A 25,993-nucleotide genomic window follows, 5' to 3' on the forward strand; every position below is an offset into this window, starting at 1 on the left:
CCTTCCTTTCGCGTTCTGCCGCTTCGGGGTCCCCATGTCCGCAACGATTTCGCCGCTCGCACCGAAGAAATATCCCAAGATGCCGGTCATCGAGGGCGTGCGCATCGCCACCGCGGAGGCCGGGATCAAGTACCGGAATCGCACCGACCTGCTCGCCATGGTCTTCGACGCGGGCACGGCCGTCGCCGGAGTCTTCACCCGCTCGAAATGCCCCTCGGCGCCGGTCGACTATTGCCGGCAGAACCTGCCCGCGGGCAAGGCGCGCGTGCTGGTGGTCAATTCCGGCAATGCCAACGCCTTCACCGGCAAGAAAGGCGTGGCTTCGACCGCGCTGACCGGTGAGGCGGCGGCGAAAGCCGCCGGATGCTCCGAGAGCGAGGTGTTCCTGGCCTCGACCGGCGTCATCGGCGAGCCGCTTGACACCAACAAATTCAGCCACCTCCTTGCCGGCCTGGTGAAGGACGGACGGCAAGCCCGGACACCTATGCGAAGGTGGCAACGCAGACGGTGAAGCTCGGCGACGCCGACGTCACCATCAACGGTATCGCCAAGGGCGCCGGCATGATCGCGCCCGACATGGCGACGATGCTTTCCTTCATCGCCACCGACGCGCCGATCACGGCCCCCGTGCTGCAGGACCTGTTGTCGCGCGGCACGGCCAAGACCTTCAACGCCGTCACCGTCGACAGCGACACCTCGACCAGCGACACGTTGCTCATCTTCGCCACCGGCAAGGCCGCCGCGCGCGGCGCTCCGGCGATCAGCGATCCGAAGGATGCGCGGCTCGGCGCCTTCCGCCGCGCGCTCGGCAAGGTGCTGAAATCGCTGGCGCTGCAAGTGGTGCGCGACGGCGAGGGCGCGCGCAAGCAGGTCGAGGTCACCGTCACCGGCGCCAAGTCCGCCCGCTCGGCCAAACGCATCGCGCTTTCGATCGCCAACTCGCCGCTGGTCAAGACCGCGGTCGCCGGCGAGGACGCCAATTGGGGCCGCGTCGTGATGGCTGTCGGCAAGGCCGGCGAGCCGGCTGACCGCGACCGGCTGTCGATCTGGTTCGGCGACAACCGCCTGGCGCATGAGGGCGAGCGCGATCCGGCCTACTCCGAGGAAGCGACCTCCGCGTACATGAAGCGCGACGACATCCGCATCCGCGCCGACATCGGCATCGGGCGCGGCAAGGCGACGGTGTGGACCTGCGACCTCACCAAGGAATATGTCGCCATCAATGGCGACTACCGGAGCTGATGGCGCCGGTGTCGAGACATCCAGCAAGCGTGCTCGCGGTCGTGCGCCGCTACGAGGCGGCGGGCTTTCGCGCCTGGCCGGCGGCGGCCGTTCACTATGATGGGACATGGGTGGTTCGGTTGACGGCCGGCCACCCGGCGAAGCGCCTGAATTCGGTCAATCCGCTGGATCCGGGCGATACTCAGCACATTGCCGAGCGGATTGTGCGCGCCAGCCGCCGCTTCGACGCCTATGGCAGGCCGCTGACCTTTCGCATGTCGCCGCTTTCGGGACCGGTGCTGTCGAAGCATCTCGACGACGCGGGCTGGAGCCGGTTCGACGAATCGCTGGTGATGCGGCTGCCGCTCAAGGAAGCGCAGCTCGACGCGGCGATGGACCAGATTCCGCTGAAGGACATCAGCCGCTTCATCGGCGCGGCGATCAAGACGAACAGCTCGGATGTCGCGCTGCGGCCCGGCCTGTCGGAAGTCATCGGCGCCATCCAGCCGGAAGCGGGGCTGTTTGCGCTCGAAGACGGCAACGAGGCGCTGTCGACGCTGATCTGCGTCCATGACGGCGACCTCGCCGGACTGTTCGAGGTCGCCACCGAAAAGTCGGCGCGCAACAAAGGCCATGGCCGCAATCTCATTCTGTCGGCACTGAAATGGGCGCGGCTGCGCGGCGCGCGCGAAGCCTGGCTGCAGGTCGAAGCCGGTAATGTTGCGGCGTTGTCGCTCTACCGGTCGCTCGGCTTCGAGGAAGTCTACCGCTACCACTATCGCCGGCCGCCGGGCGCATGAGCGAGATCAAGCCAGCCGGAAAGCGCCTGCTTCTCGTCGCGGCCTGCGCACTGGTCGACGCCGACCGGCGGGTGCTCCTGGCGCAGCGCCCCGAGGGCAAGCAGCTCGCCGGCCTATGGGAGTTTCCCGGCGGCAAGGTCGAGCCCGGCGAGACGCCGGAGGAATGCCTGGTGCGCGAGCTGCACGAAGAGCTCGGCATCGAGACCGAGATCCCCTGCCTTGCGCCTCTCACCTTCGCCAGCCACAGCTACGACGATTTCCACCTGCTGATGCCGCTTTATATCTGCCGGCGGTTCCGCGGCATCGCGCAGCCGAAGGAAGGGCAGGGGCTGAAATGGGTCAGGCCGCGGCAGATGCGCGACTATCCGATGCCGCCTGCGGACGCGCCGCTGATCCAGTTCCTCATCGATCTGTTGTGATCGTCAGCGCAGTTCAGCGTTTCCACCAGACGCCGAACTGCGCTGACGATTTTTTGTTTTGCGCAATTGCGGAGGGAAAACCGCTACGCGCTTTTCCCTCGATTGCTCCAAGCTGCCGTTGCCCCGCCTGTTTTAGGCAGCGTTAATGGAAGATTTATCTCGACATGGAAGATTGAGGCCAAGTTGTCCGCGCAGCGGCATGCCGATTTGTTTGGAGAGCCATTCCATGAGCATCGAGGGAGACCAGGATTCGATCCGGCCCGACCGCACTTTCCGCGTCGGCGACGCCGGCATGGGCATTTTGCGGATCACCTTGCTTTTTGGATCGGCCGCGGTGGCGCTGGCGTTGATTGCGACGCCTATCCTCGACAGCCAGACGCGGCCGCAGGGCGCACGTAACAGTCTGACCAGCGGGCTCGACATGTCCCGCACCGGCTCGATCGGCCGCCGCGACACCTACACATTGCGGCGAAGCGTGCTGCAGCCGCTGCCAAGTTCCATCTGCGTGATTCGCAACGATGGCAGCCGCTATGGCGACTGCTAATTGGTTAATGAATTCAGCCAGAGACGGCTATTTCACCCCCCGTTAAGCTTTTGCCGTTAACCTTTCTTAACGGGTAGGCCTTATGGTTCCCGACAAGAGGGATCGACGACCATGAAAAACCTGCTGCAGCAATTCCTACAGGATGAAACGGGCGCCACGGCCATCGAATATGGCCTGATCGTTGCCGTGCTGTCGCTTGCAATCGTCGGCGGCGTCGGCAAGGCCGCCGACGCGATCCAGTGGCTGTTCTCCGACAACAACAGCAAGCTTGCCAACGCATTTGCCCAGCACTGACCGCATCGGTCAGACCGCGGCTCACATCGTCAGTGCCCCGTCGGCTTCTCCAGGATCGCCTTCAGCGAGACCTTGGCCGAGCCGGGTTTGAGCGGTTTCTGCTGCGAGGCGTCGGGCGCCCAGCCGGACATCCACACGATCGAAAAGCTCGCCCGGATGCGGCCGTCCGGGTCCGAAAACCGCTCGGCATAGATTTCGGCGGCGCGGGCGAACAGCCGCCGGGTGCCCGGACGCCGGCTGCGGTCGGAAAGCGGGCTGGTCTCGCCCATGGCGCGCAGATCGGCGGCAAGGCCGAACAGCGAGGAGTAGCGCACCGTGACCGTCTCGACGTCGGCGACCGGCAGCGCCAGGCCGGCACGCTGCAGCAACGCGCCGGCGTCGCGCACATCGGTGAATGGAAGGACGCGGGGGCTCGCGCCGCCATGAAGCTCGGTCTCGGCGGCAAGCAGGCTTTCGCGCAGCTCCGCAAGCGTGCCGGCGCCGGCCAGAGCGCCGAGGAACAGCCCGTCGGGCTTCAGCGCGCGGCGGATCTGCGCCAGCACGCCGGGGATGTCGTTCATCGCCTGCAGCGACAGCAGCGAGACGACGAGATCGAGGCTTTCAGCTTCGAACGGCACGGTTTCCGCCGGGGCGACGACGCCGGCTTCGCCTGCAAGGAAGGCGTCATCGGTCTCCACGCGAACGATGTCGGCCACCTTGCCGCTGTCGGCGAGCACCCTGGCCGCGGCCGATGTCTGACAAAACAGCGCCGCCGCCTTGCCGAATTTGCGCTCGACCGCGCCCAGCCGGTCGGCAAGGTCCTCCGCCGCCCGCCGCATCAGGAAATCGGCGCCGTCGAGGGGGCGGATGAGCGCACGGCGCTTGTGCGCAAGCCAAAGCTCCGTGTCGATCAAGGGTTGCAATGGGCTATTCCTATTGTCCGCGCATGCCGGACCGATGCTATGGTGGCGCGGGATTACCTTCACGTGGCCGATCCGGTGCACAAGATCAAGACCATTGCGATCAAGGACATGGCGCGGCAGACGCTCAACTGGCCGGCGCGCATGCTGTTTCCGCCGGTCTGCGCCGGCTGCCGCCGCCACGTCTCGCGGCCTGGCGTGCTGTGCGGCGCCTGCTGGCCGAAGCTGCGGCTGCTGGAGAAGCCCTGGTGCCCGGTGATGGGCACGCCTTTTACCCACGACATGGGCGAGGGTTTTCTCTCCGCCGAGGCGATCGCCGATCCGCCGCCTTTCGAGCGGGCACGGGCAGCGGTCGTCTATTCAGGGGTTGCACGCCAAATGGTGCAAGGGCTGAAATACCAGGATCGTACGGATCTCGCGCCATGGATGGCGCGCTGGATGCTCCGCGCCGGCGCGGAGCTGATCGGCGAAGCCGACGTGGTGGTGCCGGTGCCGCTGCATTGGCGGCGGTTCCTGCGGCGGCAATTCAACCAGTCCGCGGAGCTGGCGCGGGCGGTATCGAAACTCAGCGGCCTGCCGTTTTCGCCAGCAGCGGTGAGGCGCGTGAAGCTTACCCGCCAGCAGGTCGGGCTGGAGCGGCACGAGCGCGAGGAGAATGTGCGCGCCGCGTTCCGCGTCCCGCCTGAAGCCGAGATCGAGATCTCCGGCCGCAGGGTGCTTGTCATCGACGATGTCTTCACCACAGGCGCCACCGTGCGCGCGGTGGCCAAGGCGCTGAAGAAGAGTGGCGCCGGAGCGGTCGACGTGCTGACCTTCGCCCGTGTCTTGCCGGGGGACTTTCGGGCCGACGAGTCCGCGACTATATAGATTGAATTTGGTGCATGTCGTCGTCCCGCAACTCTTGGGCGATGTGCGCAAGCAGGATTGCTGACTGATGGTCGACGTGACGATCTACACCCGGATGATGTGCGGCTATTGCACCGCCGCCAAGCGGCTGCTCGAGCGCAAGGGTGTGACCTATACCGAGCACGACGCTTCGTTTTCGCCGGAACTGCGCCAGGAAATGATTTCGCGGGCGCATGGGCGAACCACCTTTCCGCAAATCTTCATCGGCGACACGCATGTCGGCGGCTGCGACGACCTCCATGAATTGGAGTCGCAAGGTCGGCTGGACGGGCTGCTTGCCAGCGGAGCGAGGGCTTGATCATGGGCATTTTCAAAGCGGCGGCTGTGCAGATGCGTTCGGGCACCAGCCCGGGGCGCAACGCGGCCGATATGGAACGGCTGGTCCGCGAGGCAGCACACCGGGGCGCGACCTATGTCCAGACGCCGGAAATGACTGGCGCGCTCATCCGCGACAAGCAGGCAGGCGCCGCCGCCTTCACTACCGAGGATAAGGACGTCGTCGTTTCGACCGCGCGGAAGCTTGCCGAGGAACTCGGCATCTACCTGCATGTCGGCTCGACGGCGATCCTGCGCGCCGACGGCAAGCTCGCCAACCGCGCGTTCCTGTTCGCGCCCGACGGCGGCACGGTCGCCAATTACGACAAGATCCACATGTTCGACGTCGACCTCGACAATGGCGAAAGCTGGCGCGAATCCGCCTCTTACGAGCCGGGGACCGAGGCCATCGTCACCGACATCGATGGCGCGAGACTGGGGTTCGCCGTCTGCTACGATCTGCGCTTCCCGCAGCTGTTCCGCGCCGAGGCGCTGGCGGGGGCTCATGTGCTTTCGGTGCCCGCCGCCTTCACCCGCCAGACCGGCGAGGCGCACTGGCATGTGCTGCTCAGGGCGCGCGCGATCGAGAACGGTGCCTATGTCATCGCGGCAGCGCAGGGCGGGCTGCATGAGGATGGCCGCGAGACCTATGGCCACTCGCTGATCGTGGACCCGTGGGGCCACATCGTCGCCGAGGCCGCGCATGACGAGCCAGGCGTGATCGTCGCCGAGATCGATCCGGCGCAGTCTGCGGCCGCGCGCCGCAAGATCCCCAACCTCCGGAATGCGCGGGATTTCACCATCAATGCCGGCGGGGGCGAGGCGCCGCGTCTCAGGGGTGCAGCCTCTTGATCCGCTTTTCGCTTATCTGCGAGCACGAGCACGAGTTCGAAGCCTGGTTCCGCAGCAATGACGACTTCGACACGCAGAAGAAGCGCGGCTTCGTCGATTGCCCGACCTGCGGCTCGCACAAAGTCGAAAAAGCGCTGATGGCGCCTGCCGTCTCGACCTCGCGCAGCCAAGAAAAGGTGGCGCTCGCCATGGGCGAGGCGCAGAAACAGGCGCTGGCGCAGCTCAAGGCGCTTGCCGAGAAGGTGCGCGAGAACGCCGACTATGTCGGCGACAAGTTCGCCGAGGAAGCGCGCAAGATCCATTTCGGCGAAACCGACCCGCGCGGCATCTATGGCGAGGCGACGCCGGAGGAGGCGCAAAGCCTTGCCGAGGACGGCGTCGAGTTCATGCCGATCCCGGGCTTTCCGGAGGATCGGCACTAGCCGGCTGTCTGGCTCAGGCTTCCGATCAACTTTTCCAGCAATTTTGCCAGTGTTTCCCGGTCCTGGCTCGTCAAGCCGGCGAGAATCTGGTGCTCGTTGGCGACGTGGGCGGTGAGCGCCTCGTCGATGAGTTCGCGGCCTTTCGCGGTGAGTTGGACAACCACGCCGCGCCGGTCGCTCGGGTGCGGCGCGCGCTGGACCAAGCCGGCCTTTTCCAGCCGATCGAGCCGGGCGGTCATAGCGCCGGATGTGACCATCGTCGCCTCATAGAGCTCGGTCGGCGTCAGCGCGTAAGGCGCGCCGGAACGGCGCAGTGTCGCCAGCACGTCGAATTCGCCGTGCTGCAGGCCAAAGCGGGCGAAGAGCGGCGCGAGACGGTCGCGCGCGATCAGCGAGGACGCTTCATTCAGGCGGCCGATCACTCCCATCGGCGAGACGTCAAGGTCCGGCCGCTCCTTCCGCCATTGCTCTATCGCTCTCGCCGCACGGTCCATGTGCCTCACCGCAAAGTATCTTGACATCAAGAATCTTTGCGTTATCTTACCACCAAATTGGAGTGACGCCAAGCGCGACCTCGCAGCGACAGGACCACGCAGATGAAACTTCTCTGGGATTCGGCACTCGGCCTTCTGATCGTCACCGGCGGATTGCTCGGCATGACGCTACCTTTCGGCAAGCTTGCGACCGCCGCCGGCGTGCCGGCCATGGTCTGGGCCTTCGTCATCTCGCTCGGCGCCGGCGGCGTGCTGCTGGTAGCGCTTCTGCTGCTTGGCGAGCGCATCCGGCTGACGGCGCACAAGCTGCGCTATTTCTTCGTCACCGCCGCCGTATCCTATGCCTTTCCCAATCTTCTGATGTTCTCGGCCATCCCGCATCTGGGTGCCGGATACACGGGCATCATGTTCACGCTCTCGCCGGTCATCACGCTGGTGTTCTCGATCCTGCTCGGCGTCAGGCGTCCCAACCTGCTCGGCGTCATCGGCATTACCGTCGGTTTTGCCGGTGCCGCTATGGTCGCTCTGACGCGCGGCGAGGCCGGCCAGCCGGCCGACTATTTCTGGGTGGCGATCGGGTTGCTGATCCCGGTCAGCCTCGCCGCCGGCAACATCTACCGCACCGTCGACTGGCCTGAGAGTACGGGCCCGATCGAGCTCGCCGTCGGCAGCCATCTCGCATCGGCGACCTTGCTTCTCCTTGGCATCCTGACGCTGTTCGGCTGGCAGGCGTTTGTTCCGCTCGGCGGCGTGCCGCTGGTGGTTGCCGGCCAGGTCGCGTCGGCTTCGGCGATGTTTGCCTTCTTCTTCCGCCTGCAGGCGGTCGGCGGCCCGGTCTATCTCAGCCAGATCGGCTATGTGGCGGCAGCGATCGGGCTCTTTGCCGGTACGATCTTCCTCGGCGAGCACTATCAGCTGCTGACCTGGCTGGGCGCGGCCATCATCACCGCCGGCGTCTTCATCACGACGAAGGCGCAAAGCCAACCCCGTGCCAGGGCGCAGGCCCAGCCGGCGTGAGCATGAAGGCGGCGGCGCGACCGATCAGACCGAGGCCTTTTCGGCCAGCACCATGTAGTTGACGTCCATGTCCTTGGACTTCTGCCAGCGGTCGGCCAATGGATGGTAGATCACGCCGGTGCGGTCGATGACCGTGAGGCCCGCCGCGACAAGCGCCTTTGCCAGTTCCTCGGGCCGCACCAGCTTGCCGAACTGGTGGGTGCCGCGCGGCAGCCAGCGCAGCACATATTCGGCGCCGATGATGGCAAGGCCGAGCGCCTTCAGCGTGCGGTTGATGGTGGCGACGAACATGATGCCGCCGGGCCGCACCATCTCACCGCATTTGGCGACGAACAGATCGACATCGGCGACATGCTCGACCACTTCCATGTTGAGGATGACGTCGAATGTCTCGCCGGCATCGGCCAGCGCCTCGGCCGTGGTGGCGCGATAGTCGATGCTGACGCCCGCCTCCGCCGCATGCAGTTTGGCGACCTCGATGTTGGTGGCCGACGCATCGGCGCCGACCACCTCGGCTCCAAGCCGGGCCATCGGCTCGCACAAAAGCCCGCCGCCGCAGCCGATGTCGAGGAAGCGCAGGCCCTCGAAGGGCCTCGCCGCCCGCGGATCGCGGCCGAAGCGCGCGGCAACCTGGTCGCGGATATAGGCCAGCCGCACCGGATTGAACTTGTGCAGCGGCCGGAACTTGCCGTTCGGATTCCACCACTCGGCGGCAAGGGCGGAAAAGCGCTCGACTTCTCCGGCATCGATGGTCGATCGGCGGGGCTCTGGCATGAAGCGGGTCTCCTCGAACGCTGGGAAGTCGGGGAACGCTAGGAAGTCGGGTCCCCGGCGAAGAAAGTCAAGGCAGGTTTTTTCCACTGCTGCCGGCAAGCCGCCCGGAGCCTTACCAGCAGACGATTGCCGTCACCTCGACAGCGCAACCGCCGCATGGCTCATGCTGACGCTGGCCGGCTCGATTGCCCGCATCGCCTCGCAATCTCCGATCTCGGCCATGATGCGCTGCGCCGCCGCCTGGGCCTGTTCGAGGCTCTGCCAGCGCACGACATCGACCCAGCTTCCATCCTCGCGCTCGCCGAGATGGCGGCTGAGAAAGCCGGGCTGGCGCGCGAGCCAGTCGGTGACGATGCCGTTTTGGGTAACAAAATCGGCTGAGGCCTTCGGCTTGAGGCGGAAGGTAACGATTTCCAGCGTCTCGGTCATGAATTCCTCCATCCAATGCCTTTCTTCGACCTTATCGCACGAAGGCCGCAGGAATCTGTCAGGACACCTCAAACCGGCCAGAGCCTTCTTAATCCTGCCATCGCTTGCGAAGCCTTGATGTTTTGGCTAAGGAGGCCGCGCATTTCCGCGGCTCGGCCTTGCCGGGCGCTTCTTTCGCATTTCCGGCCCTGGGCCGGCTTTAGTCAAAGGCATCTCGCTTCCATGGCGCGTATCGTGATGAAATTCGGCGGAACCTCGGTCGCCGACATCGCCCGCATCCGCAATGTGGCGCGCCATGTCAAACGCGAGGTCGATGCGGGCCATGACGTCGCGGTGGTGGTTTCGGCCATGTCCGGCAAGACCAACGAGCTGGTCGCCTGGACCCGTGAGGCATCGCCGATGCACGATGCGCGCGAATATGATGCCGTCGTCGCCTCCGGCGAGCAGGTCACCGCAGGTCTTTTGGCAATCACGCTGCAGAACATGGGCGTGCATGCCCGCTCCTGGCAGGGCTGGCAGATCCCGATCAAGACCGACAACGCGCATGGCGCGGCGCGTATCCTCGATATCGACGGCGCGTTCCTGATCAAGCGCTTCGGCGAGGGTCAGGTGGCGGTCATCGCCGGCTTCCAGGGCATCGGCCCGGACAACCGCATCGCCACGCTCGGCCGCGGCGGCTCCGACACCAGCGCTGTGGCGATCGCGGCCGCGGTCAAGGCCGACCGCTGCGACATCTATACCGATGTTGACGGCGTCTATACGACCGACCCGCGCATCGAGCCGAAAGCCCGCCGGCTTGCCAAGATTTCGTTCGAGGAAATGCTCGAAATGGCCTCGCTCGGCGCCAAGGTGCTACAGGTGCGGTCGGTCGAGCTTGCCATGGTGCACAGGGTGCGTACCTTTGTGCGGTCGTCCTTCGACGATCCCGACGCGCCCGGAATGGGGGATTTGCTCAATCCGCCCGGAACGCTTATTTGCGACGAGGAAGAGATCGTGGAACAGCAGGTCGTCACCGGAATTGCCTATGCCAAGGACGAAGCGCAGATTTCGCTGCGTCGCGTCGGCGACCGCCCGGGCGTTGCCGCCGGCATCTTCGGCCCGCTGGCCGAGGCCAACATCAATGTCGACATGATCGTCCAGAACATCTCCGAGGACGGCAAGTTCACCGACATGACCTTCACCGTGCCTTCCGGCGACGTCGACAAGGCGCTGGCCGTGCTCGAGCGGCTGAAGGCCGATGTCGGCTACGACGTCGTGCAGTCGGAAGCCGGCATGTCGAAGGTCTCGGTCATAGGCATCGGCATGCGCAGCCATGCCGGCGTCGCCGCCACCGCCTTCAAGGCGCTGGCCGACAAGGCGATCAACATCCGGGCGATCACCACGTCCGAGATCAAAATCTCGATACTGATCGACGGTCCCTATACGGAACTTGCAGTTCGTACTTTGCATTCCGTCTACGGGCTCGATAAGCAATAGCAAGAACTGAGTCAGTTGTTGCGTGAGCGCCGGCCGCGAGAGAAACTGCGGCGGGCACAGTGCCCATTGGAGAAGAAGCCGCGATGCGTGACATGGCCGGTGGCCCGCGCGTTCTGCTGAAACGGCTCCGCGAGCTCATGCAGGAGCCGCTGGAGCCGCAGGAGCGGCTCGACCGCATCGTGCGCGACATCGCCTCCAACATGGTCGCCGAGGTGTGCTCGCTTTATGTGCTGCGCGCCGATTCGGTGCTCGAGCTCTACGCCACCGAAGGTCTCAACCCCAACGCCGTCCACCTCGCTCAGCTGCGGCTTGGCCAGGGTCTGGTCGGCACGATTGCTGCCAGTGCGCGGCCGCTCAATCTCTCCAACGCCCAGGAGCACCCGGCCTTCGCCTACCTGCCGGAGACGGGCGAGGAGATCTACAACTCCTTCCTAGGCGTGCCGGTGCTGAGGGCAGGGCGCACGCTGGGCGTCCTGGTGGTGCAGAACAAGACGATGCGCCACTATCGCGACGACGAGGTCGAGGCGCTGGAAACGACGGCGATGGTGATCGCCGAGATGATCGCCACCGGCGATCTCGCCCGGCTGACCCGGCCGGGGCTCGAACTCGACCTCAGCCGCCCGGCAAGCTTCACCGGGCTTTCCTTCAACGAAGGCGTCGGGCTAGGCCATGTCGTGCTGCACGAGCCGCGTATCGTCGTCACCAACCTGTTCAACGAAGACAGCGAGGAGGAGGTCCGCCGCCTCGACCGTTCGCTCGGCTCGCTGAGGCTTTCCATCGACGACATGCTGGAGCGCCGCGACGTCGCCTTCGAGGGCGAGCATCGCGAGGTGCTCGAGGCCTACCGGATGTTCGCCAACGACCGCGGCTGGGTGCGCCGGCTGGAAGAGGCGATCCGTAACGGCCTGACGGCGGAAGCGGCGGTGGAAAAGGTGCAGAGCGACATGCGCGCGCGCATGCTGCACATGACCGACCCTTACCTGCGCGAGCGGATGAGCGATTTCGACGATCTCGCCAACCGGCTCTTGCGCCAGCTGATGGGACGCGGACCGGAGGACGTCGCGGCCTCGCTGCCCAAGGACGCCATCATCGTCGCCCGCTCGATGGGTGCGGCCGAACTGCTAGACTACCCGCGCGACAAGCTGCGCGGCCTGGTGCTTGAGGATGGTGCTGCGACCAGCCATGTCGTCATCGTCGCCCGCGCCATGGGCATCCCGGTCGCCGGGCAGGTCAAGGGCGCCGTCTCGATGGCGGAAAACGGCGACGCCATCATCGTCGACGGCGAGGAAGGCACCATCCACCTTCGCCCGCAGTCCGACCTCGAGGCCGCCTATGCCGAAAAGGTCCGCTTCCGGGCGCGGCGGCAGGAGGTCTACCGGGAGCTGCGCAAGAAGCCGTCGCTGACCAAGGACGGGGTCCAGGTCGATCTCCTGATGAATGCGGGCCTCGCCGTCGACCTGCCGCAGCTTACGGAGTCGGGGGCTGCCGGCATCGGCCTGTTCCGTACCGAATTGCAGTTCATGGTCGCCTCGACCTTCCCGCGCGCCGAGGCGCAGGAACGGCTCTACCGCGACGTGCTCGACGCCGCGCGTGGCAAGCCGGTCACCTTCCGCACCATCGATATCGGCGGCGACAAGGTGCTGCCCTACTTCAAGGGCGCGCTGCAGGAGGAAAACCCGGCGCTCGGCTGGCGGGCGATCCGCCTCACGCTCGACCGTCCCGGCCTGCTCAGGACCCAGATCCGCGCGCTGCTCAAGGCCTGCGGCGGCCGCGAGCTGAAGCTGATGCTGCCGATGGTGACCGAGCTGTCGGAAATCGCGCAGGCGCGCGAGATCATCGACCGCGAAGTGCGGCATCTGTCGCGTTTCGCGCATCATCTGCCGACCAGCCTCAAGCTTGGGGCGATGCTGGAAGTACCGTCGCTGCTGTTCCAGCTCGACGAGCTGATGAAGGCGGTCGATTTCGTTTCGGTCGGCTCCAACGACCTTTTCCAGTTCATCATGGCGGTCGACCGCGGCAACACGCAGCTCGCCGACCGGTTCGACACGCTGTCGGCGCCGTTCCTGCGCGTGCTGAAGCAGATCGCAGATGCCGGCGCGCGCAACCATACGCCGGTGACGCTTTGCGGCGAGCTGGCCGGCAAGCCGATCTCGGCGATGGCGCTGATCGGCCTCGGCTTCCGCTCGATCTCGATGTCGCCGGCCTCGATCGGCCCGGTCAAGGCGATGCTGACGGAACTGCCGCTGCGGGAGCTGGAAGCCTTCTTCAAAGACAATCTGATGGCGCCGGCCCAAGGGACGCCGATGCGGGCGCTGCTGCAAGCCTTTGCCGACGACCGCTCCATTCCTCTCTAGATTCACGTGAGGGCGGTCTGCAAATGGCGATTTTTTGCGCTTCCGGCCTTCGCCGGCCGAAGCATTCATGAGTGGCGTGGCAGTTAAATTAAGGCTATGGCCGGCGTAGGCTGGTGCTCATGTACCTAAATATACATTCCGCTCCGGTTCTCGAAACTCGCCATTTTCGACTCGCCCTGACGTGAATTCCATCGAAGTTCCAAGACCATGATCAACCTGCCCCGCGACCGAATGGATCAAGTCGTCAAGCGTTTCGACATGCTCGAAGCGCAGATGTCGGCCGGGCCGTCGGCCGATGCCTATGTCAAGATGGCCTCGGAATATGCCGATATCCAGGAGATGGTGGGCAAGATTAGGGCGCTGCGCGCCGCGGAGCAGGAACAGGCCGATCTGGAAGCGATGCTCGCCGACAAGGCCACCGATGCCGACATGCGGGCGCTGGCCGAGGCCGACCTGCCCGAGGTCGAAGGGCGCATCGAGGCGCTGCAGAAGGATATCCAGATCCTGCTCCTGCCCAAGGACGCCGCCGACGACAGGAACGCCATCCTCGAAATCCGCGCCGGCACCGGCGGCGACGAGGCGGCCTTGTTCGCCGGCGATCTGTTTCGCATGTATGAGCGCTATTCCGCTTCGCGCGGCTGGCGTTTCGAGGTCGTCTCGGCCAACGAAGGCGAGGTCGGCGGCTACAAGGAAATCATCGCCTCGGTGTCGGGCAAGGGCGTTTTCGCGCATCTCAAATTCGAATCCGGCGTGCACCGCGTGCAGCGCGTGCCGGAAACCGAAGCCGGCGGGCGGATCCATACCTCGGCGGCGACGGTCGCCGTGCTGCCCGAGGCCGAGGAGGTCGATATCGATATCCGGCCCGAGGACATCCGCATCGATACGATGCGCGCTTCCGGTTCCGGCGGCCAGCACGTCAACACCACCGATTCGGCGGTACGCATCACCCATCTGCCGACCGGCATCATGGTGGTGCAGGCGGAGAAGTCGCAGCACCAGAACCGCGCGCGCGCGATGCAGATCCTGCGGGCACGGCTTTACGACCTCGAACGCAGCCGCGCCGACGAAGAGCGCTCGGAGTCGCGAAAGTCGCAGGTCGGCTCGGGCGACCGGTCGGAACGCATCCGCACCTATAATTTTCCGCAAGGCCGCGTCACCGATCACCGCATCAACCTCACCCTCTACAAGCTCGACCGGGTGATGATGGGCGAGCTCGACGAGGTGGTCGATGCGTTGATCGCCGACCATCAGTCAAAGCTGCTTGCCGACATGGGCATTGATGGCTGACGTGCTGCCTGCCACGCTTGAGCATTTTGCAGCCAAGTGGAATCACTTGGCGTCGCACAAATGCGGCTAAAACAAAGGGATAGAGCGGGATGCCCCACTCGACCCATTTGCACACCGCTCTAGGCCCGCTGCTGCGCGCGGTGAGGGCGCGGCTCGCTGCGGCCGGCGTTGCGGATCCGGCGCTCGATTCCAGGCTGATCGTCGAGCATTTTTCCGAAACCACACGCGCCCAGGCCATCGCGGAACCGGGCCGAGTGGTGGGTTCTACGGCGCTTGCGGCCATCGAGGCGGCCCTGAGACGTCGCGTCGCAGGCGAGCCGGTGCACCGCATCCTCGGCTATCGCGAATTCTACGGGCTGCGGCTGTCGCTGTCGCCGGACACGCTGGAGCCGCGTCCGGACACCGAGACGCTGGTCGACGCGGTTCTGCCCTTCGCCAAGGCAACGGCCGAGAGGCTCGGCGAATGCCGTATCCTCGATCTCGGCACCGGCACCGGCGCCATCGCGCTGGCGCTGCTCAGCGCCGTTCCCGCCGCGACCGCGACCGGCGTCGATATTTCCCCCGGCGCGCTGGCAACCGCCACGCGAAACGCCGAGGATCTGGGGCTCGGCGGGCGCTTCAACGCCTTGAATTCCAACTGGTTCGAAAAAGTTTCGGGCCGGTACCATGTAATTGCCGCGAACCCACCCTATATAGCCAGTCGAGACATTGGAAATCTGCAGGACGAGGTCCGCGATTTCGATCCACGCCGGGCCCTAGATGGCGGTGTGGACGGTCTGATCCCCTACAGGATCATCGCCGGAGAGGCGGAAGGGTTTCTGGAAGCACAGGGCAAGGTAGCGGTCGAGATCGGCTACACGCAAAAAGACGAGGTCACCGCAATCTTCGCGGCAGCCGGCTACAGGCTGGCGGAAGCGCGGCGCGATCTTGGCGGAAACGACAGGGTTCTGGTGTTTAAGCGTTGAAACCCCTGATGCAGTGCGAAAAAACGCTTGGCAACATTAGGGAATGCAGCTAGGTTCCGGCTTGACCGGATGAGACGAAGCAGGCAGTGCTCTTAGCGATTCGGTTTTCCTTGGAAATAGCTGCCTCCTTGCGCAAACGACGCCCATGCTTCGTGCGGGAATCGTCCGGCAAGTGATGTAACCGGAACAGGATGGCACGTGGCGCCAACGCAATCGATGCGGGCGAACGCCGGTGAAAAAGCGAAACGGGCGGCTGCATGAGCGCCACCGTTCGCGAACAGTTTTGAAATTTCACATGAAGAGAGTCGAATGAGGCCACAACAGCAGAACAGGCGCATGCGCGGTCGCAACAACAATGGCGGCGGTGGCAACAACAACCGCAAGGGACCCAATCCCCTGACGCGCAACTACGAGAGCAACGGTCCGGACGTGAAGATCCGCGGATCGGCTCAGCAGATCGCCGAAAAATACGCCGCACTCGCCCGTGACGCGCAAAGCTCCGGCGACCGGGTGATGGCGGAGAATTACCTCCAGCACGCCGAACACTACAATCGCATCATTGCCGCCGCCCAGGCGCAAATGCCGATCCAGAACGCCCAGCAGAACCGCGACGATTTTGACGATGACGTCGACGAGGATCGCGACGAGTTCGAAAATGCCGGCAACACCAATGCCGGCGAGGCGCAGGCGGCGAACGGCTCCGGGCCGCAGCCGGTGATCGAAGGCACGCCGGCCGAGCTCGGCTTCAATCAGGAAAGCGGCCGCGATAACAACAGGCGCGACAACAACGGCCGCGACAGGCACCGCGACCGCCGCAATGGCGGCTATGGCCAGTACGGTCAGAATGGCCAGCGCGGCGACAATGGTCAGCGTGATGGGGGCCAGCGTGATGGAGGCCAGCGCGGCGAACATGGCAGCCAGCAGCTCGACCAGAACCGCCGCAACGAGGCGCAGGTGCAGTCTGAGGCTTCCGCCGAAGCCGGCTCCGCGGCTGATGCGGCTGCGCCGTTCGACAGTTTCTCGCCGGCAGCGCTTGCCGCCCAGGCCGAGCGCAACGAAGCCGTCGCGGACAATGGCGGCGGGCGCCGGCAGAGACGTCCTCGCCGCGGACGCGGCAATACCGAGCAGGGCTATAGCGCCGAGCAGGGCAATGCCGAACAAGGCAGTGCCGACCGCGCGGACAGCCCCGCCGATGGCGGCAACGCCGCGAACAGCGGCAACGACGCGGTCGCCACTGCCGCCGAAACGACAAGTGCGGCGCCGAGCGAGAGCGTCGCCAGCGAACCGGCGGGTGGCGCCAGCGAACCGGCGATCGCCGACGCAAACAACTGATCCCGGCAACTGATCCAAGTCCATTTTCAAGCATTCGAACGGCGGAGAGAAATCTCCGCCGTTTTTGTTTGCGCGCTCATGGAATAATATGCGGCGGTCGAGATCCAGACGTCTTGAGAGCCTGTCATCCCCGCACCATATCTCGCCCGAACAGGACTCGGCTCGAATGGGCGGGTCCGTCACCGCAATCTGATCCGGTGCCGCAAAGCGGGCCGGTGATGGAAGGAGACAGATATGAATCTTGAGAAATACTCGGAGCGCGTGCGCGGTTTCGTCCAGTCCGCGCAGACCATGGCGCTCTCGCGCAACCACCAGCAATTCACTCCCGAACATATGCTGAAGGTGCTCGTCGACGATGACGAGGGCCTTGCCGCGTCCTTGATCGAGCGCGCCGGCGGTCGTGTCCGCGACGTCAAGCTCGGCGTCGAGGCGGCGCTCGAAGCCATGCCCAAGGTGGAAGGTGGCAACGGCCAGCTCTATCTCGCCCAGCCGCTCGCCAAGGTGTTCTCGACCGCCGAGGAGCTGGCCAAGAAGGCCGGCGACAGTTTTGTCACCGTCGAGCGGCTGCTGCAGGCGCTCGCGATGGAAAAGTCGGCCAAGACCGCCGACATCCTGGCCAAGGCCGGCGTCACCGCGCAGGCGCTGAACCAGGTCATCAACGACGTGCGCAAGGGCCGCACCGCCGATTCGGCCAATGCCGAGCAGGGCTATGACGCGCTGAAGAAATACGCCCGCGACCTCACCGCCGACGCCCGCTCGGGCAAGCTCGATCCGGTCATCGGCCGCGACGACGAGATCCGCCGCACTATCCAGGTGCTGTCGCGGCGCACCAAGAACAATCCTGTGCTGATCGGCGAGCCCGGCGTCGGCAAGACGGCGATCGCCGAGGGCCTGGCGCTGCGCATCGTCAATGGCGACGTGCCGGAATCGCTGAAGGACAAGCAGCTGATGGCGCTCGACATGGGCGCGCTGATTGCCGGCGCCAAATATCGCGGCGAGTTCGAGGAGCGGCTGAAGGCCGTGCTCAACGAGGTCACCTCGACCAACGGCAACATTATCCTGTTCATCGACGAGATGCACACGCTGGTCGGCGCTGGCAAGGCGGACGGCGCGATGGATGCATCGAACCTTTTGAAGCCGGCGCTGGCGCGCGGCGAGCTGCACTGCGTAGGCGCGACCACGCTCGACGAGTACCGCAAGCATGTCGAGAAGGACGCCGCGCTTGCCCGCCGCTTCCAGCCCGTCTTCGTCGACGAGCCGACGGTCGAGGATACCGTCTCGATCCTGCGCGGCCTGAAGGAGAAGTACGAGCAGCATCACAAGGTGCGCATCTCCGACTCGGCGCTGGTTTCGGCCGCGACGCTTTCCAACCGCTACATCGCCGACCGGTTCCTGCCGGACAAGGCGATCGACCTGGTCGACGAGGCCGCGTCGCGGCTGAGGATGCAGGTCGATTCCAAGCCCGAGGCGCTGGACGAGATCGACCGCCGCATCATGCAGCTCAAGATCGAGCGCGAGGCGCTGAAGGTCGAGAAGGACGACGCCTCGAAGGACCGGCTGGCGAAGCTGGAGAAGGAACTCACCGACCTCGAGGAGCAGTCGACCGAGCTGACCGCGAAGTGGCAGGCCGAAAAGCAGAAGCTCGGGCTTGCCGCCGACCTGAAGAAGCAGCTCGACGAGATGCGCAACGAGCTGGCGATTGCCCAGCGCAAGGGCGAATTCCAGCGCGCCGGCGAGCTTGCCTATGGCAAGATTCCGGAGCTGGAGAAGAAGCTCAAGGAAGCCGAGGCTCAGGACGGCAAGGCCGGTATGGTGGAAGAGGTGGTCACGCCCGACCACGTCGCCCATGTCGTGTCGCGCTGGACCGGCATCCCGGTCGACAAGATGCTCGAGGGACAGCGCGAGAAGCTGCTGCGCATGGAAGACGAGATCGGCAAGCGCGTCGTCGGCCAGGGCGAGGCGGTGCAGGCGGTGTCGAAAGCTGTGCGGCGCGCCCGCGCGGGTCTGCAGGATCCGAACCGGCCCATCGGCTCGTTCATGTTCCTGGGCCCGACCGGCGTCGGCAAGACGGAGCTCACCAAGGCGCTCGCCGCCTTCCTGTTCGACGACGAGAACGCATTGGTGCGCATCGACATGTCGGAGTTCATGGAGAAGCACTCCGTTGCCCGGCTGATCGGCGCGCCTCCCGGCTATGTCGGCTATGAGGAAGGCGGCGCGCTCACCGAGGCGGTGCGGCGCCGGCCCTACCAGGTCGTGCTGTTCGACGAGATCGAGAAGGCGCATCCGGACGTGTTCAACGTGCTCCTGCAGGTGCTCGACGACGGCCGGCTGACCGACGGCCAGGGCCGCACGGTCGACTTCCGCAACACGCTGATCATCATGACCTCGAACCTCGGCGCCGAATATCTCGTCAATCTTCGCGACGACCAGGATGTCGATGCCGTGCGCGACGAGGTGATGAGCGTGGTAAGGGCCTCGTTCCGGCCGGAGTTCCTCAACCGCGTCGACGAGGTGATCCTGTTCCATCGGCTGCGCCGTCAGGACATGGACCGCATCGTCGAGATACAGCTCAAGCGCCTGGAGAACCTGCTTGTCGACCGCAAGATCGAGCTGTCGCTCGATCACGACGCGATCGAGTGGCTGGCGTCCAAGGGCTACGATCCGGCCTATGGCGCGAGGCCGCTGAAGCGGGTGATGCAGAAGGAACTGCAGGACCCGCTGGCGGAGAAGATCCTGCTCGGCGAAATCCTCGACGGCTCGACCGTCAAGGTCACCGCCGGCTCCGATCGCCTGAACTTCCGCTCGAAGCCGACCGTGGTGGCGGCCGAAGTCGCCGCCTGAATTCGAGCTCCAGCGTATGAACGGGAGCGCGTGGCGCCGGATCGGTGCCGCGCGCTCTTGCTTTTCGACAGGGCCATATCGCAAAACCGATACCGATCCTAAAGCAGGTCGCGTGAAAAAGGATTCACGCGGCCTGCTTTAGGTTCTTGATTTTAAGCATGTCTTCGTCCCGAAACCGGGCCCACTTTCGGGAGACATGCTTTAGTTATCGGAAAGGGGCGATTCGTGAAGCTCGAGGACTATAACGGCTTCTGCGCCTCGCTGCCTGCCGCGACGCATGTCGTGCAGTGGGGCGGCGCTCACGTCTGGAAGGTCGGCGGCAAGGTGTTCGCGATCGGCGGGCACGACCGGGAGGGCCAAGTCTTCGTCACCTTCAAATGCTCCGACATGGCCTTTGACGTGCTGAAGGAACAGCCGGGCTGCCGGCCCGCGCCTTACCTTGCCTCGCGCGGCATGAAATGGATCCAGCGCCAGACAAGCCAGAGCGTGGATGATGCCGCGCTGAAGGACTATCTGCGCGAAAGCCATCGCCTGGTTAAGCTGAAGCTGACGAGACTGGCACGCAGCGAACTGGGCCTGGGCTGACATTCGGTTCGGGATCATGGTGAAACGCCGGAAATCCGCCATCTTCATGCCCGGTTCATATTGGAACCTTAATTTTGGTAACTGGTTTGCTGGCGAAGGGGTCGCCTGCCAAAACCCAAGTCGCCCGGAGAGTCTGACCCTCATGCTGCGCACGATCTTTTCCCTTTCGGCACTCGCGGCCGGGCTGGTCTCTTCTGGCGCGCTCGCGGCGCCGAGTCCGGACGGCGCGCAGTTGCCGGTTAGGCACGCGCAGCACGGCGCGATCATGCTCGCCCAGGACGGCAACATCGACATCTACTACGATGCCAGGGGCAACCGGGTGCTTGTCGACGCCGACACTGGCAAGGTGATCGCCATTCAGCCGCCGCAGAGCAGGCTCGACCGCCGGGCGCTGCGCCGCCAGCTGCGGATGCAGGAGCTCGGGCGCGCGCCGGTCGAGGACGACGACCGCTACTATCTCGACAACCCCGACGACATGGCCCGCTTCCGCCGCAAGCAGCTGGAAGAAAACGGCAGGGTCATTCCGCCGCCGGTCGACGAATACGACGATAATTCTGTCGATGCCTATCCGCCGGCGCCCAACAATGATGAAGGCTATGCAACCACCTATCCGGAGGTGCCCGAGTCTGACACCATCAAGCGCCAGCCTCTGAACGAGGCATCGATCGATCCGGCGCAGCCTGGCCAAGGCGAAGTGCTGCAGACCAATCCGGAGACGCAGGCCGCGCTGCCGCCGGACACCGGCGGCAAGGCCACCGTCGACCCGTCGCTGTCGCTCGGCGTGCGCCAGGACGTGGCCGAACTTCAGGTGCTGCTCGACCGCGGCGGTGCCTCGCCGGGTGTCATCGACGGCCGTTTCGGCTCGAATGTCGATAAGGCTTTGGCCGCCTATAACCAGATCACAGGCAGCAATCTGAAATCGACCGACGCAGTCGGCATCAAGGCGGCGCTCGCCCAGTCGGGCGGCGATGCCTTCGCTTCCTATACGATCACGCCCGAAGACGCGGCCGGTCCCTATGTCGCTTCGATCCCGGAAGATTACAGCCAGAAGGCCAAGCTCGACCGCATGGGCTACACCTCGGTCACCGAGGCGCTCGCCGAGCGCTTCCACATGGACGAGAACTACCTGAAGTCGATCAACAAAGGGCTCGACTTCAACCGCCCCGGCACGATCGTCAAGGTCGCCAATTTCGGCAGGCTGGTGTCGACGCCGGTTGCCCGCATCGTCGCCGACAAGGACAAGAAGGAAGTCTTCGCCTATGATGCGGGCGGCAAGCTGGTCGCGGCCTATCCGGCCACAATCGGCTCGGCTGACACGCCGTCGCCTACCGGTATCCATACCGTGTCGCGCATCGCGCTCGACCCCAACTACACCTACAATCCCAACATCAATTTCAAGCAAGGCCAGAACGACAAGATCCTGACCATCCCGCCCGGGCCGAACGGTCCCGTGGGCTCGGTCTGGATTGCGCTCGACAAGCCGACCTACGGCATCCACGGGACGCCCGATCCTTCCAAGATCGGCAAGACCGAGAGCCATGGCTGCGTGCGTCTGACCAACTGGGACGCGCGCGAACTCGCCAAGCTGGTGTCGCCAGGCGTCACCGTGGAATTCGTCGGCGGACCAACGATCGCGGATGTTGGCGGGACCTCAACCGATGATTTTACGCAGCAATGAGCCGCGCAGTGCGGCGGCATAGATCAGCTGCACCAGCAAAATGAAGGCGATGCTCGCCAGCGGGGTGATGAGGCAAAGTGCCGTGCCGATCGCCCACAGGATCTGTGCCTTGACGATGCGCTGATAGACGACACGCTTCGTTTCCGCATCGACGTCCTGTGCCAGCATGCCATTCCTGTCGGCATACCACCAGCTGGCGAACAGCGTGGCGCCGAGCATCAGAAGGTTCAGCCAGTAGACGAGCACCGCGATCCGGAATTCGAGGAAATCGGCCAGCAAGTCGGTGGAAAACGGTAACAGCGCGATAAAGGCGAGAAAGCTGAGATTGAGCGTCGCCAGTCGCCGGTCCGATTTGGCGATCAGGCTGTGCTGCGCCTGCTGGCCGAACCAGAAGATGGTCAGCGTCAGGAAGCTCAGCGCATAGGTCAGGAAGCGCGGCGCAAGAGCCAGGACAGCCGCAAGCAGTTCGCTTTCCGAGCGCACCGCCTCATGCGACGGCACCCTGATCTCGAGCACGATCAAGGTGAGCGCGATGGCAAAGACGCCGTCGGTTATGCCGACGATGCGCCCGCGCCCTTCGGCTGACGGTTCGAGCGGTCGCTTCATGCTTTCCCCCTTTTGCGCATAATGTGGGAACCTAGCACGCAACTGTCGGTTTGCATCAAGACTGGCAACCACCTCGCCATGCGGCCAGTGCAATCTGGTTTCAAGAACAGCAATCCTCTGGCTCGTTGTTGGGAATGGGCCGGAGAGCTAAGCAGGTTTTCATGTCATCCTCGAACGAAGCTACCGCCGATTCGCTTTCGACCGCGCAGCGCGCGAACGGCACGTTCTGCCCGCAGACGCGGCGCAAGTTCGTGCTGGTCGCGGCGATCCTGGCCTCGGCGCTCGGCTTCATCGACGGTTCGGTCCTGGCGATCGCCATGCCGGCGCTGCGCGTCGATCTCGGCGCCAGCCTGGCGGCAGCGCAGTGGATCTCCAACGCCTACGCGCTGACGCTTTCGGCGCTGATTCTGGCAGGGGGTGCGGCCGGCGACCGGTTCGGACTGCGGCGCGCATTCGTGACCGGCATCGCGCTCTTCATCGCCGCTTCGCTTGCCTGCGCGCTGGCGCCCAATCCGGCGGTGCTGATCGGCTTCCGCGCCATCCAAGGCATCGGCGCCGCCATCATGGTGCCGGGCAGCCTCGCCATCATCGCCAAGGCCTACCCGAAGAAAGAGCGCGGCCGGGCGATCGGCATCTGGGCGGCTGCTTCGGCGCTGACGACGGCGCTCGGCCCGGTGCTCGGCGGCTTCGTGCTGTCGACCTTCGGCAACGGTGTCTGGCGCGCGATCTTTGCCGTCAACCTGCCGCTCGGACTGGTTTCGATCTATCTGCTGCTCGTCAAGATCCCGGCCGACCAGCCGACCGAAAAGCGCAGCCTCGACCTTGGCGGCGCGGCGCTCGCCACGCTGGCCTTCGGATCGCTGGCTTATGGATTGACGGCAATGAAAGCCGAGGGAGGCGGGATGATGGCCGGGCCGGCGATCGTCGCCGGCGTGGTCCTGCTTTTCGTCTTCATCCTTTATGAGCGCTGGCAGCGCGAGCCGATGATCGATCTCGGCCTGTTTCGCATCGGCGCTTTCGCCGGCGCCAATCTCGCGACCTTCTTCCTCTATTTCGCGCTGTCGGCGAACCTGTTCTACCTGCCGATGGTTCTGATCGCAGGCTGGGGACTGAGCTCGGCCGAGGTCGGCTTCATCTTCCTGCCGCTGTCGGCGTTGATCGCGCTGCTGTCGGGGCCGGTCGGCCAGTGGTCCGACAAGATCGGCCCGCGCCTGCCGATCGCCGCCGGCAGTTTTGTGGTCGCCATCGCCTTTGCCGGCATGGCGCTGCTCGCCCATGCCGGCATCCATAATTTCTGGACCGGGATCTTTCCGCTGATGGCGCTGATGGGTCTCGGCATGGCGCTGGTGGTGTCGCCGCTGTCGACGGCGATCATGACTTCCGTCGAGGACAAGGACACGGGCGCGGCGTCGGGCATCAACAACGCCGTTTCGCGCATCGGCGGGCTGATCGCGGTGGCGGCAATGGGTTCGCTCGCGGCTTTCGTCTATGCGCGATTGACCGGCAATTCCGCCGGCATGCCCGGTTTCGGCGAACCGCCCACGTCCGGGCTCGCTGCCGATCTCGACGCATTGAGGATTTCGGCAAGCGATTCGGCTTTTGCCGCGGTTGCCGCCGTCACGACGCTGCTTTGCCTGCTGTCGTCGATCGTCGCCTGGTTCACCGTGCCTGGACAGGCGCTGCCGTGGCCGCAGCAAACGAATGATTCGCGCGATTAGAGTGGTTTATTCGCAATTCCGGACGGAAAACCGCTGCACACTTTTCCTGGAATTGCTCAGTTGGGAAGCTGCGATTCGGTCTTGGCGCTGGCGACCTTCAGCGAATTTCCGTCTTCCTGCTTGAGCAGGTCGTCGATGCGCTCGCGCTCTTTTTTGAAGGCGACGAGATCGTCGCCCTTCAGCACCTTGCCGACCGGCAAGCGGACGCGCATCGAATCGACCTTGGTGCCGTTGACGATCAGCTCGTAGTGAAGGTGCGGGCCGGTGGAGAGGCCGGTCTGGCCGAGATAGCCGATGACCTGGCCCTGCCGGACATGGACGCCAGGCTCGATGCCTTTGGCGAAGGCGCTCTGGTGATTGTACGAGGTTTCATAGCCATTGGCGTGGCGGAGGATGATCTGCTTGCCGTAGCCTCCGGCCCAGCCGGCCTTCTCGACCACGCCGTTGCCGGCGGCAATGATCGGCGATCCTATCGGAGCGGCCCAGTCGGTGCCGGTGTGCATGCGGACATAACCGAGGATAGGGTGCCGCCGTGCGCCGAAGCCGGAGGTGAAGCGCCCGTTGGGCAGCGGGTTGCGCAACAGGAACTGCTTGGCGCTGCTGCCGTTCTCGTCGAAATAGTCGGTGCTGCCGTCCTGCATCTGGAAGCGGTAGAAATTCCGCATCTGTCCGCCGAAGTTGGCCGAAACGTAGAGAAGCTCGGAATCGTCGGAAGTCTGGTCGTCGCCGTCAGGCTGCGAGAACAGCACCTCCAGGCGATCGGAAGGCGAAAGCCGCGACTGGAAATCGACGTCCGAGGCAAGAAGCTTGATCAGCTTCTGCGTCATCGATTTCGACATGCCGTAGGAATAGGCGGCACGATAGATGCCGTCATAGACATTGGGCAGGTTGCCGCGCACCACCACCGGCGGCGAATCGTCGAACGCCGTCAGCAATTCGGGATTGGGCGCCGGCTCCTGAGCCGGCACCAACTGCCCGCGATCGTCCAGCGCGATGGTCACGATATGGGTGGTGCGGTCGTAAACGCTGGTGCGGACCACCTTGGCGATGTCGCCGCGCAGCTCGAGGCCGACGCGCAGCACCGTTCCCGCCTTGAGCGCCGTCGCGTTCAAGAGCTTGCCGATCGCTTCAGCCATGCCGGTGGCGTCGTCGCCGGTGTAGCCCGAGTCGGCGAAGGCCTCGGCGATGTCCGTATCCTGGGTGAAAGGGATGATTTCCTCGGCAAAGGCCGGCGCCTGATCGTCCGGCGTGGCGCGCGCCGACACCGAGACGTTCTCCGGCGTGATCTTGACGTCGTAGGAGCCGGCCATGCTCTCGGCGAAAGCGTCGCCGAATCGCTGCGGGTCGACATAATGAAGCGCCGCCACCTGGACGGCGCCGTCGCTCAAGCCGTTGCCGGCCTCGCGCACCACCTTTTCCACCTCGTCGGCGGAGAGGTCGCTCTTTTCGTCGAAGGACGCCGTCTCGATCGGAAAATCGACCGTCTTCAGGCTCATCTCGCTTTCGACCTTGGCGCCGTAGATCTGGCCGGCGGCCGCGGCGGCGGAAGCCGGCTGGGCGTTGTCGTCGCCGTCGTCGCCAAAGACCTGCATCGGGTCGAAGGGCGGGTAGGGGCGGTTGGTGGTGTGGCCGGCCGCGAGCGCCATCTTGATCTGCACGAAGGGCATAGTGTGGATAACATCGCGGTCGCCGACCTTGGTGACCATCGACACTTCCATGCGCCGGCGGTCCTTGGCCCTGGCGATCTGGCGCGGCGCGACCAGCC

At 64.9% G+C, this 25,993-nt stretch carries 24 protein-coding genes and 1 pseudogene (1 of these 25 cut by a window edge); 19 read left to right on the forward strand and 6 right to left on the reverse strand.

Annotated elements, in window-relative coordinates; genetic code table 11:
* Positions 1 to 34 precede the first annotated feature (34 nt).
* From argJ to EJ071_RS10025, 5 genes and pseudogenes are all read left to right on the forward strand, one after another.
* A pseudogene (argJ, locus tag EJ071_RS10005) lies at positions 35 to 1,242 on the forward strand (bifunctional glutamate N-acetyltransferase/amino-acid acetyltransferase ArgJ).
* Positions 1,242 to 2,021 carry a GNAT family N-acetyltransferase gene (locus EJ071_RS10010; protein WP_189521437.1) on the forward strand — a complete coding sequence of 260 codons (780 nt, stop codon included), beginning with the start codon at positions 1,242 to 1,244 and terminating at the stop codon, positions 2,019 to 2,021. Before argJ ends, EJ071_RS10010 begins: the two are co-directional and overlap by 1 nt.
* The gene (locus tag EJ071_RS10015) at positions 2,018 to 2,440 is read left to right on the forward strand and encodes a (deoxy)nucleoside triphosphate pyrophosphohydrolase (RefSeq protein ID WP_071100747.1); all 423 of its coding nucleotides are present in this window, start codon (positions 2,018 to 2,020) and stop codon (positions 2,438 to 2,440) included. The genes EJ071_RS10010 and EJ071_RS10015 overlap by 4 nt, the downstream gene beginning before the upstream one ends.
* 226 nt (positions 2,441 to 2,666) lie before the next feature.
* A complete protein-coding gene (locus EJ071_RS10020; RefSeq protein WP_126097723.1) occupies positions 2,667 to 2,984 on the forward strand; it encodes a hypothetical protein in 318 nt (105 codons plus the stop codon).
* A 111-nt stretch (positions 2,985 to 3,095) separates the two neighbouring features.
* On the forward strand, positions 3,096 to 3,278 hold the full coding sequence (locus EJ071_RS10025) for a Flp family type IVb pilin (RefSeq protein ID WP_126097724.1): 183 nt from the start codon (positions 3,096 to 3,098) through the stop codon (positions 3,276 to 3,278).
* Between the two features lie 29 nt (positions 3,279 to 3,307).
* Here EJ071_RS10025 and EJ071_RS10030 read toward each other — a convergent pair whose 3' ends face one another.
* Positions 3,308 to 4,180 carry a methyltransferase domain-containing protein gene (locus EJ071_RS10030; RefSeq protein WP_126097725.1) on the reverse strand — a complete coding sequence of 291 codons (873 nt, stop codon included), beginning with the start codon at positions 4,178 to 4,180 and terminating at the stop codon, positions 3,308 to 3,310.
* A gap of 63 nt (positions 4,181 to 4,243) precedes the next feature.
* Here EJ071_RS10030 and EJ071_RS10035 point away from each other — a divergent pair, with 63 nt between their 5' ends.
* The 4 genes from EJ071_RS10035 (at position 4,244) to EJ071_RS10050 (ending at position 6,672) form a co-directional block, all read left to right on the forward strand.
* The gene (locus EJ071_RS10035) at positions 4,244 to 5,044 is read left to right on the forward strand and encodes a ComF family protein (protein WP_126102527.1); all 801 of its coding nucleotides are present in this window, start codon (positions 4,244 to 4,246) and stop codon (positions 5,042 to 5,044) included.
* 67 nt (positions 5,045 to 5,111) lie between these two features.
* Positions 5,112 to 5,381: a glutaredoxin 3 gene (gene grxC, locus EJ071_RS10040; RefSeq protein WP_126097726.1), complete on the forward strand. Its 270-nt coding sequence runs from the start codon at positions 5,112 to 5,114 to the stop codon at positions 5,379 to 5,381.
* A gap of 2 nt (positions 5,382 to 5,383) precedes the next feature.
* Positions 5,384 to 6,250, forward strand: a complete 867-nt coding sequence (locus EJ071_RS10045) for a carbon-nitrogen hydrolase family protein (protein WP_126097727.1) — start codon at positions 5,384 to 5,386, stop codon at positions 6,248 to 6,250.
* Positions 6,247 to 6,672: a DUF1178 family protein gene (locus EJ071_RS10050; protein ID WP_126097728.1), complete on the forward strand. Its 426-nt coding sequence runs from the start codon at positions 6,247 to 6,249 to the stop codon at positions 6,670 to 6,672. The genes EJ071_RS10045 and EJ071_RS10050 overlap by 4 nt, the downstream gene beginning before the upstream one ends.
* On the opposite strand, the gene EJ071_RS10055 is transcribed toward EJ071_RS10050, so the two are convergent.
* Positions 6,669 to 7,166 (reverse strand): MarR family transcriptional regulator, encoded by a 498-nt coding sequence (locus EJ071_RS10055; RefSeq protein WP_126097729.1) that lies wholly within the window; start codon positions 7,164 to 7,166, stop codon positions 6,669 to 6,671. The genes EJ071_RS10050 and EJ071_RS10055 overlap by 4 nt on opposite strands.
* A gap of 102 nt (positions 7,167 to 7,268) precedes the next feature.
* Here EJ071_RS10055 and EJ071_RS10060 point away from each other — a divergent pair, with 102 nt between their 5' ends.
* A complete protein-coding gene (locus EJ071_RS10060; RefSeq protein WP_126097730.1) occupies positions 7,269 to 8,183 on the forward strand; it encodes a DMT family transporter in 915 nt (304 codons plus the stop codon).
* Positions 8,184 to 8,207: 24 nt separating this feature from the next.
* On the opposite strand, the gene ubiG is transcribed toward EJ071_RS10060, so the two are convergent.
* Positions 8,208 to 8,957 (reverse strand): bifunctional 2-polyprenyl-6-hydroxyphenol methylase/3-demethylubiquinol 3-O-methyltransferase UbiG, encoded by a 750-nt coding sequence (gene ubiG, locus EJ071_RS10065; protein WP_059187918.1) that lies wholly within the window; start codon positions 8,955 to 8,957, stop codon positions 8,208 to 8,210.
* Positions 8,958 to 9,089: 132 nt separating this feature from the next.
* On the reverse strand, positions 9,090 to 9,386 hold the full coding sequence (locus tag EJ071_RS10070) for a hypothetical protein (RefSeq protein ID WP_126097731.1): 297 nt from the start codon (positions 9,384 to 9,386) through the stop codon (positions 9,090 to 9,092).
* A 222-nt stretch (positions 9,387 to 9,608) separates the two neighbouring features.
* Here EJ071_RS10070 and EJ071_RS10075 point away from each other — a divergent pair, with 222 nt between their 5' ends.
* The 8 genes from EJ071_RS10075 (at position 9,609) to EJ071_RS10110 (ending at position 21,904) form a co-directional block, all read left to right on the forward strand.
* A complete protein-coding gene (locus EJ071_RS10075) occupies positions 9,609 to 10,862 on the forward strand; it encodes an aspartate kinase (protein WP_126097732.1) in 1,254 nt (417 codons plus the stop codon).
* Positions 10,863 to 10,945: 83 nt separating this feature from the next.
* Complete coding sequence (ptsP, locus tag EJ071_RS10080; protein ID WP_126097733.1) at positions 10,946 to 13,216, forward strand: phosphoenolpyruvate--protein phosphotransferase; 2,271 nt, start codon at positions 10,946 to 10,948, stop codon at positions 13,214 to 13,216.
* Positions 13,217 to 13,423: 207 nt separating this feature from the next.
* Positions 13,424 to 14,503 (forward strand): peptide chain release factor 1, encoded by a 1,080-nt coding sequence (prfA, locus tag EJ071_RS10085; RefSeq protein WP_126097734.1) that lies wholly within the window; start codon positions 13,424 to 13,426, stop codon positions 14,501 to 14,503.
* A gap of 89 nt (positions 14,504 to 14,592) precedes the next feature.
* Entirely contained in the window at positions 14,593 to 15,468 is an 876-nt protein-coding gene (prmC, locus tag EJ071_RS10090; RefSeq protein ID WP_126097735.1) for a peptide chain release factor N(5)-glutamine methyltransferase, read from the forward strand.
* A 336-nt stretch (positions 15,469 to 15,804) separates the two neighbouring features.
* Positions 15,805 to 16,800 (forward strand): DUF4167 domain-containing protein, encoded by a 996-nt coding sequence (locus EJ071_RS10095; RefSeq protein ID WP_126097736.1) that lies wholly within the window; start codon positions 15,805 to 15,807, stop codon positions 16,798 to 16,800.
* A 234-nt stretch (positions 16,801 to 17,034) separates the two neighbouring features.
* Entirely contained in the window at positions 17,035 to 19,641 is a 2,607-nt protein-coding gene (gene clpB, locus EJ071_RS10100) for an ATP-dependent chaperone ClpB (protein WP_126097737.1), read from the forward strand.
* 225 nt (positions 19,642 to 19,866) lie between these two features.
* Positions 19,867 to 20,226 (forward strand): MmcQ/YjbR family DNA-binding protein, encoded by a 360-nt coding sequence (locus EJ071_RS10105; RefSeq protein WP_126097738.1) that lies wholly within the window; start codon positions 19,867 to 19,869, stop codon positions 20,224 to 20,226.
* Between the two features lie 142 nt (positions 20,227 to 20,368).
* Positions 20,369 to 21,904: a L,D-transpeptidase family protein gene (locus tag EJ071_RS10110; protein WP_126097739.1), complete on the forward strand. Its 1,536-nt coding sequence runs from the start codon at positions 20,369 to 20,371 to the stop codon at positions 21,902 to 21,904.
* On the opposite strand, the gene EJ071_RS10115 is transcribed toward EJ071_RS10110, so the two are convergent.
* Entirely contained in the window at positions 21,878 to 22,510 is a 633-nt protein-coding gene (locus EJ071_RS10115) for a TMEM175 family protein (RefSeq protein ID WP_126097740.1), read from the reverse strand. The genes EJ071_RS10110 and EJ071_RS10115 overlap by 27 nt on opposite strands.
* 161 nt (positions 22,511 to 22,671) lie before the next feature.
* Here EJ071_RS10115 and EJ071_RS10120 point away from each other — a divergent pair, with 161 nt between their 5' ends.
* The gene (locus EJ071_RS10120; protein ID WP_126097741.1) at positions 22,672 to 24,228 is read left to right on the forward strand and encodes an MFS transporter; all 1,557 of its coding nucleotides are present in this window, start codon (positions 22,672 to 22,674) and stop codon (positions 24,226 to 24,228) included.
* A 56-nt stretch (positions 24,229 to 24,284) separates the two neighbouring features.
* On the opposite strand, the gene EJ071_RS10125 is transcribed toward EJ071_RS10120, so the two are convergent.
* Positions 24,285 to 25,993: the 3' portion of a M23 family metallopeptidase gene (locus EJ071_RS10125; RefSeq protein ID WP_126102528.1), read on the reverse strand. 271 nt of this gene lie beyond the right edge of the window; the window shows 1,709 of its 1,980 coding nt (coding positions 272-1,980); the start codon falls outside the window, past its right edge; the stop codon is at positions 24,285 to 24,287.

The sequence above is a fragment of the Mesorhizobium sp. M1B.F.Ca.ET.045.04.1.1 genome, from assembly GCF_003952465.1.
GTDB classification, from domain to species: Bacteria; Pseudomonadota; Alphaproteobacteria; order Rhizobiales; family Rhizobiaceae; genus Mesorhizobium; species Mesorhizobium shonense.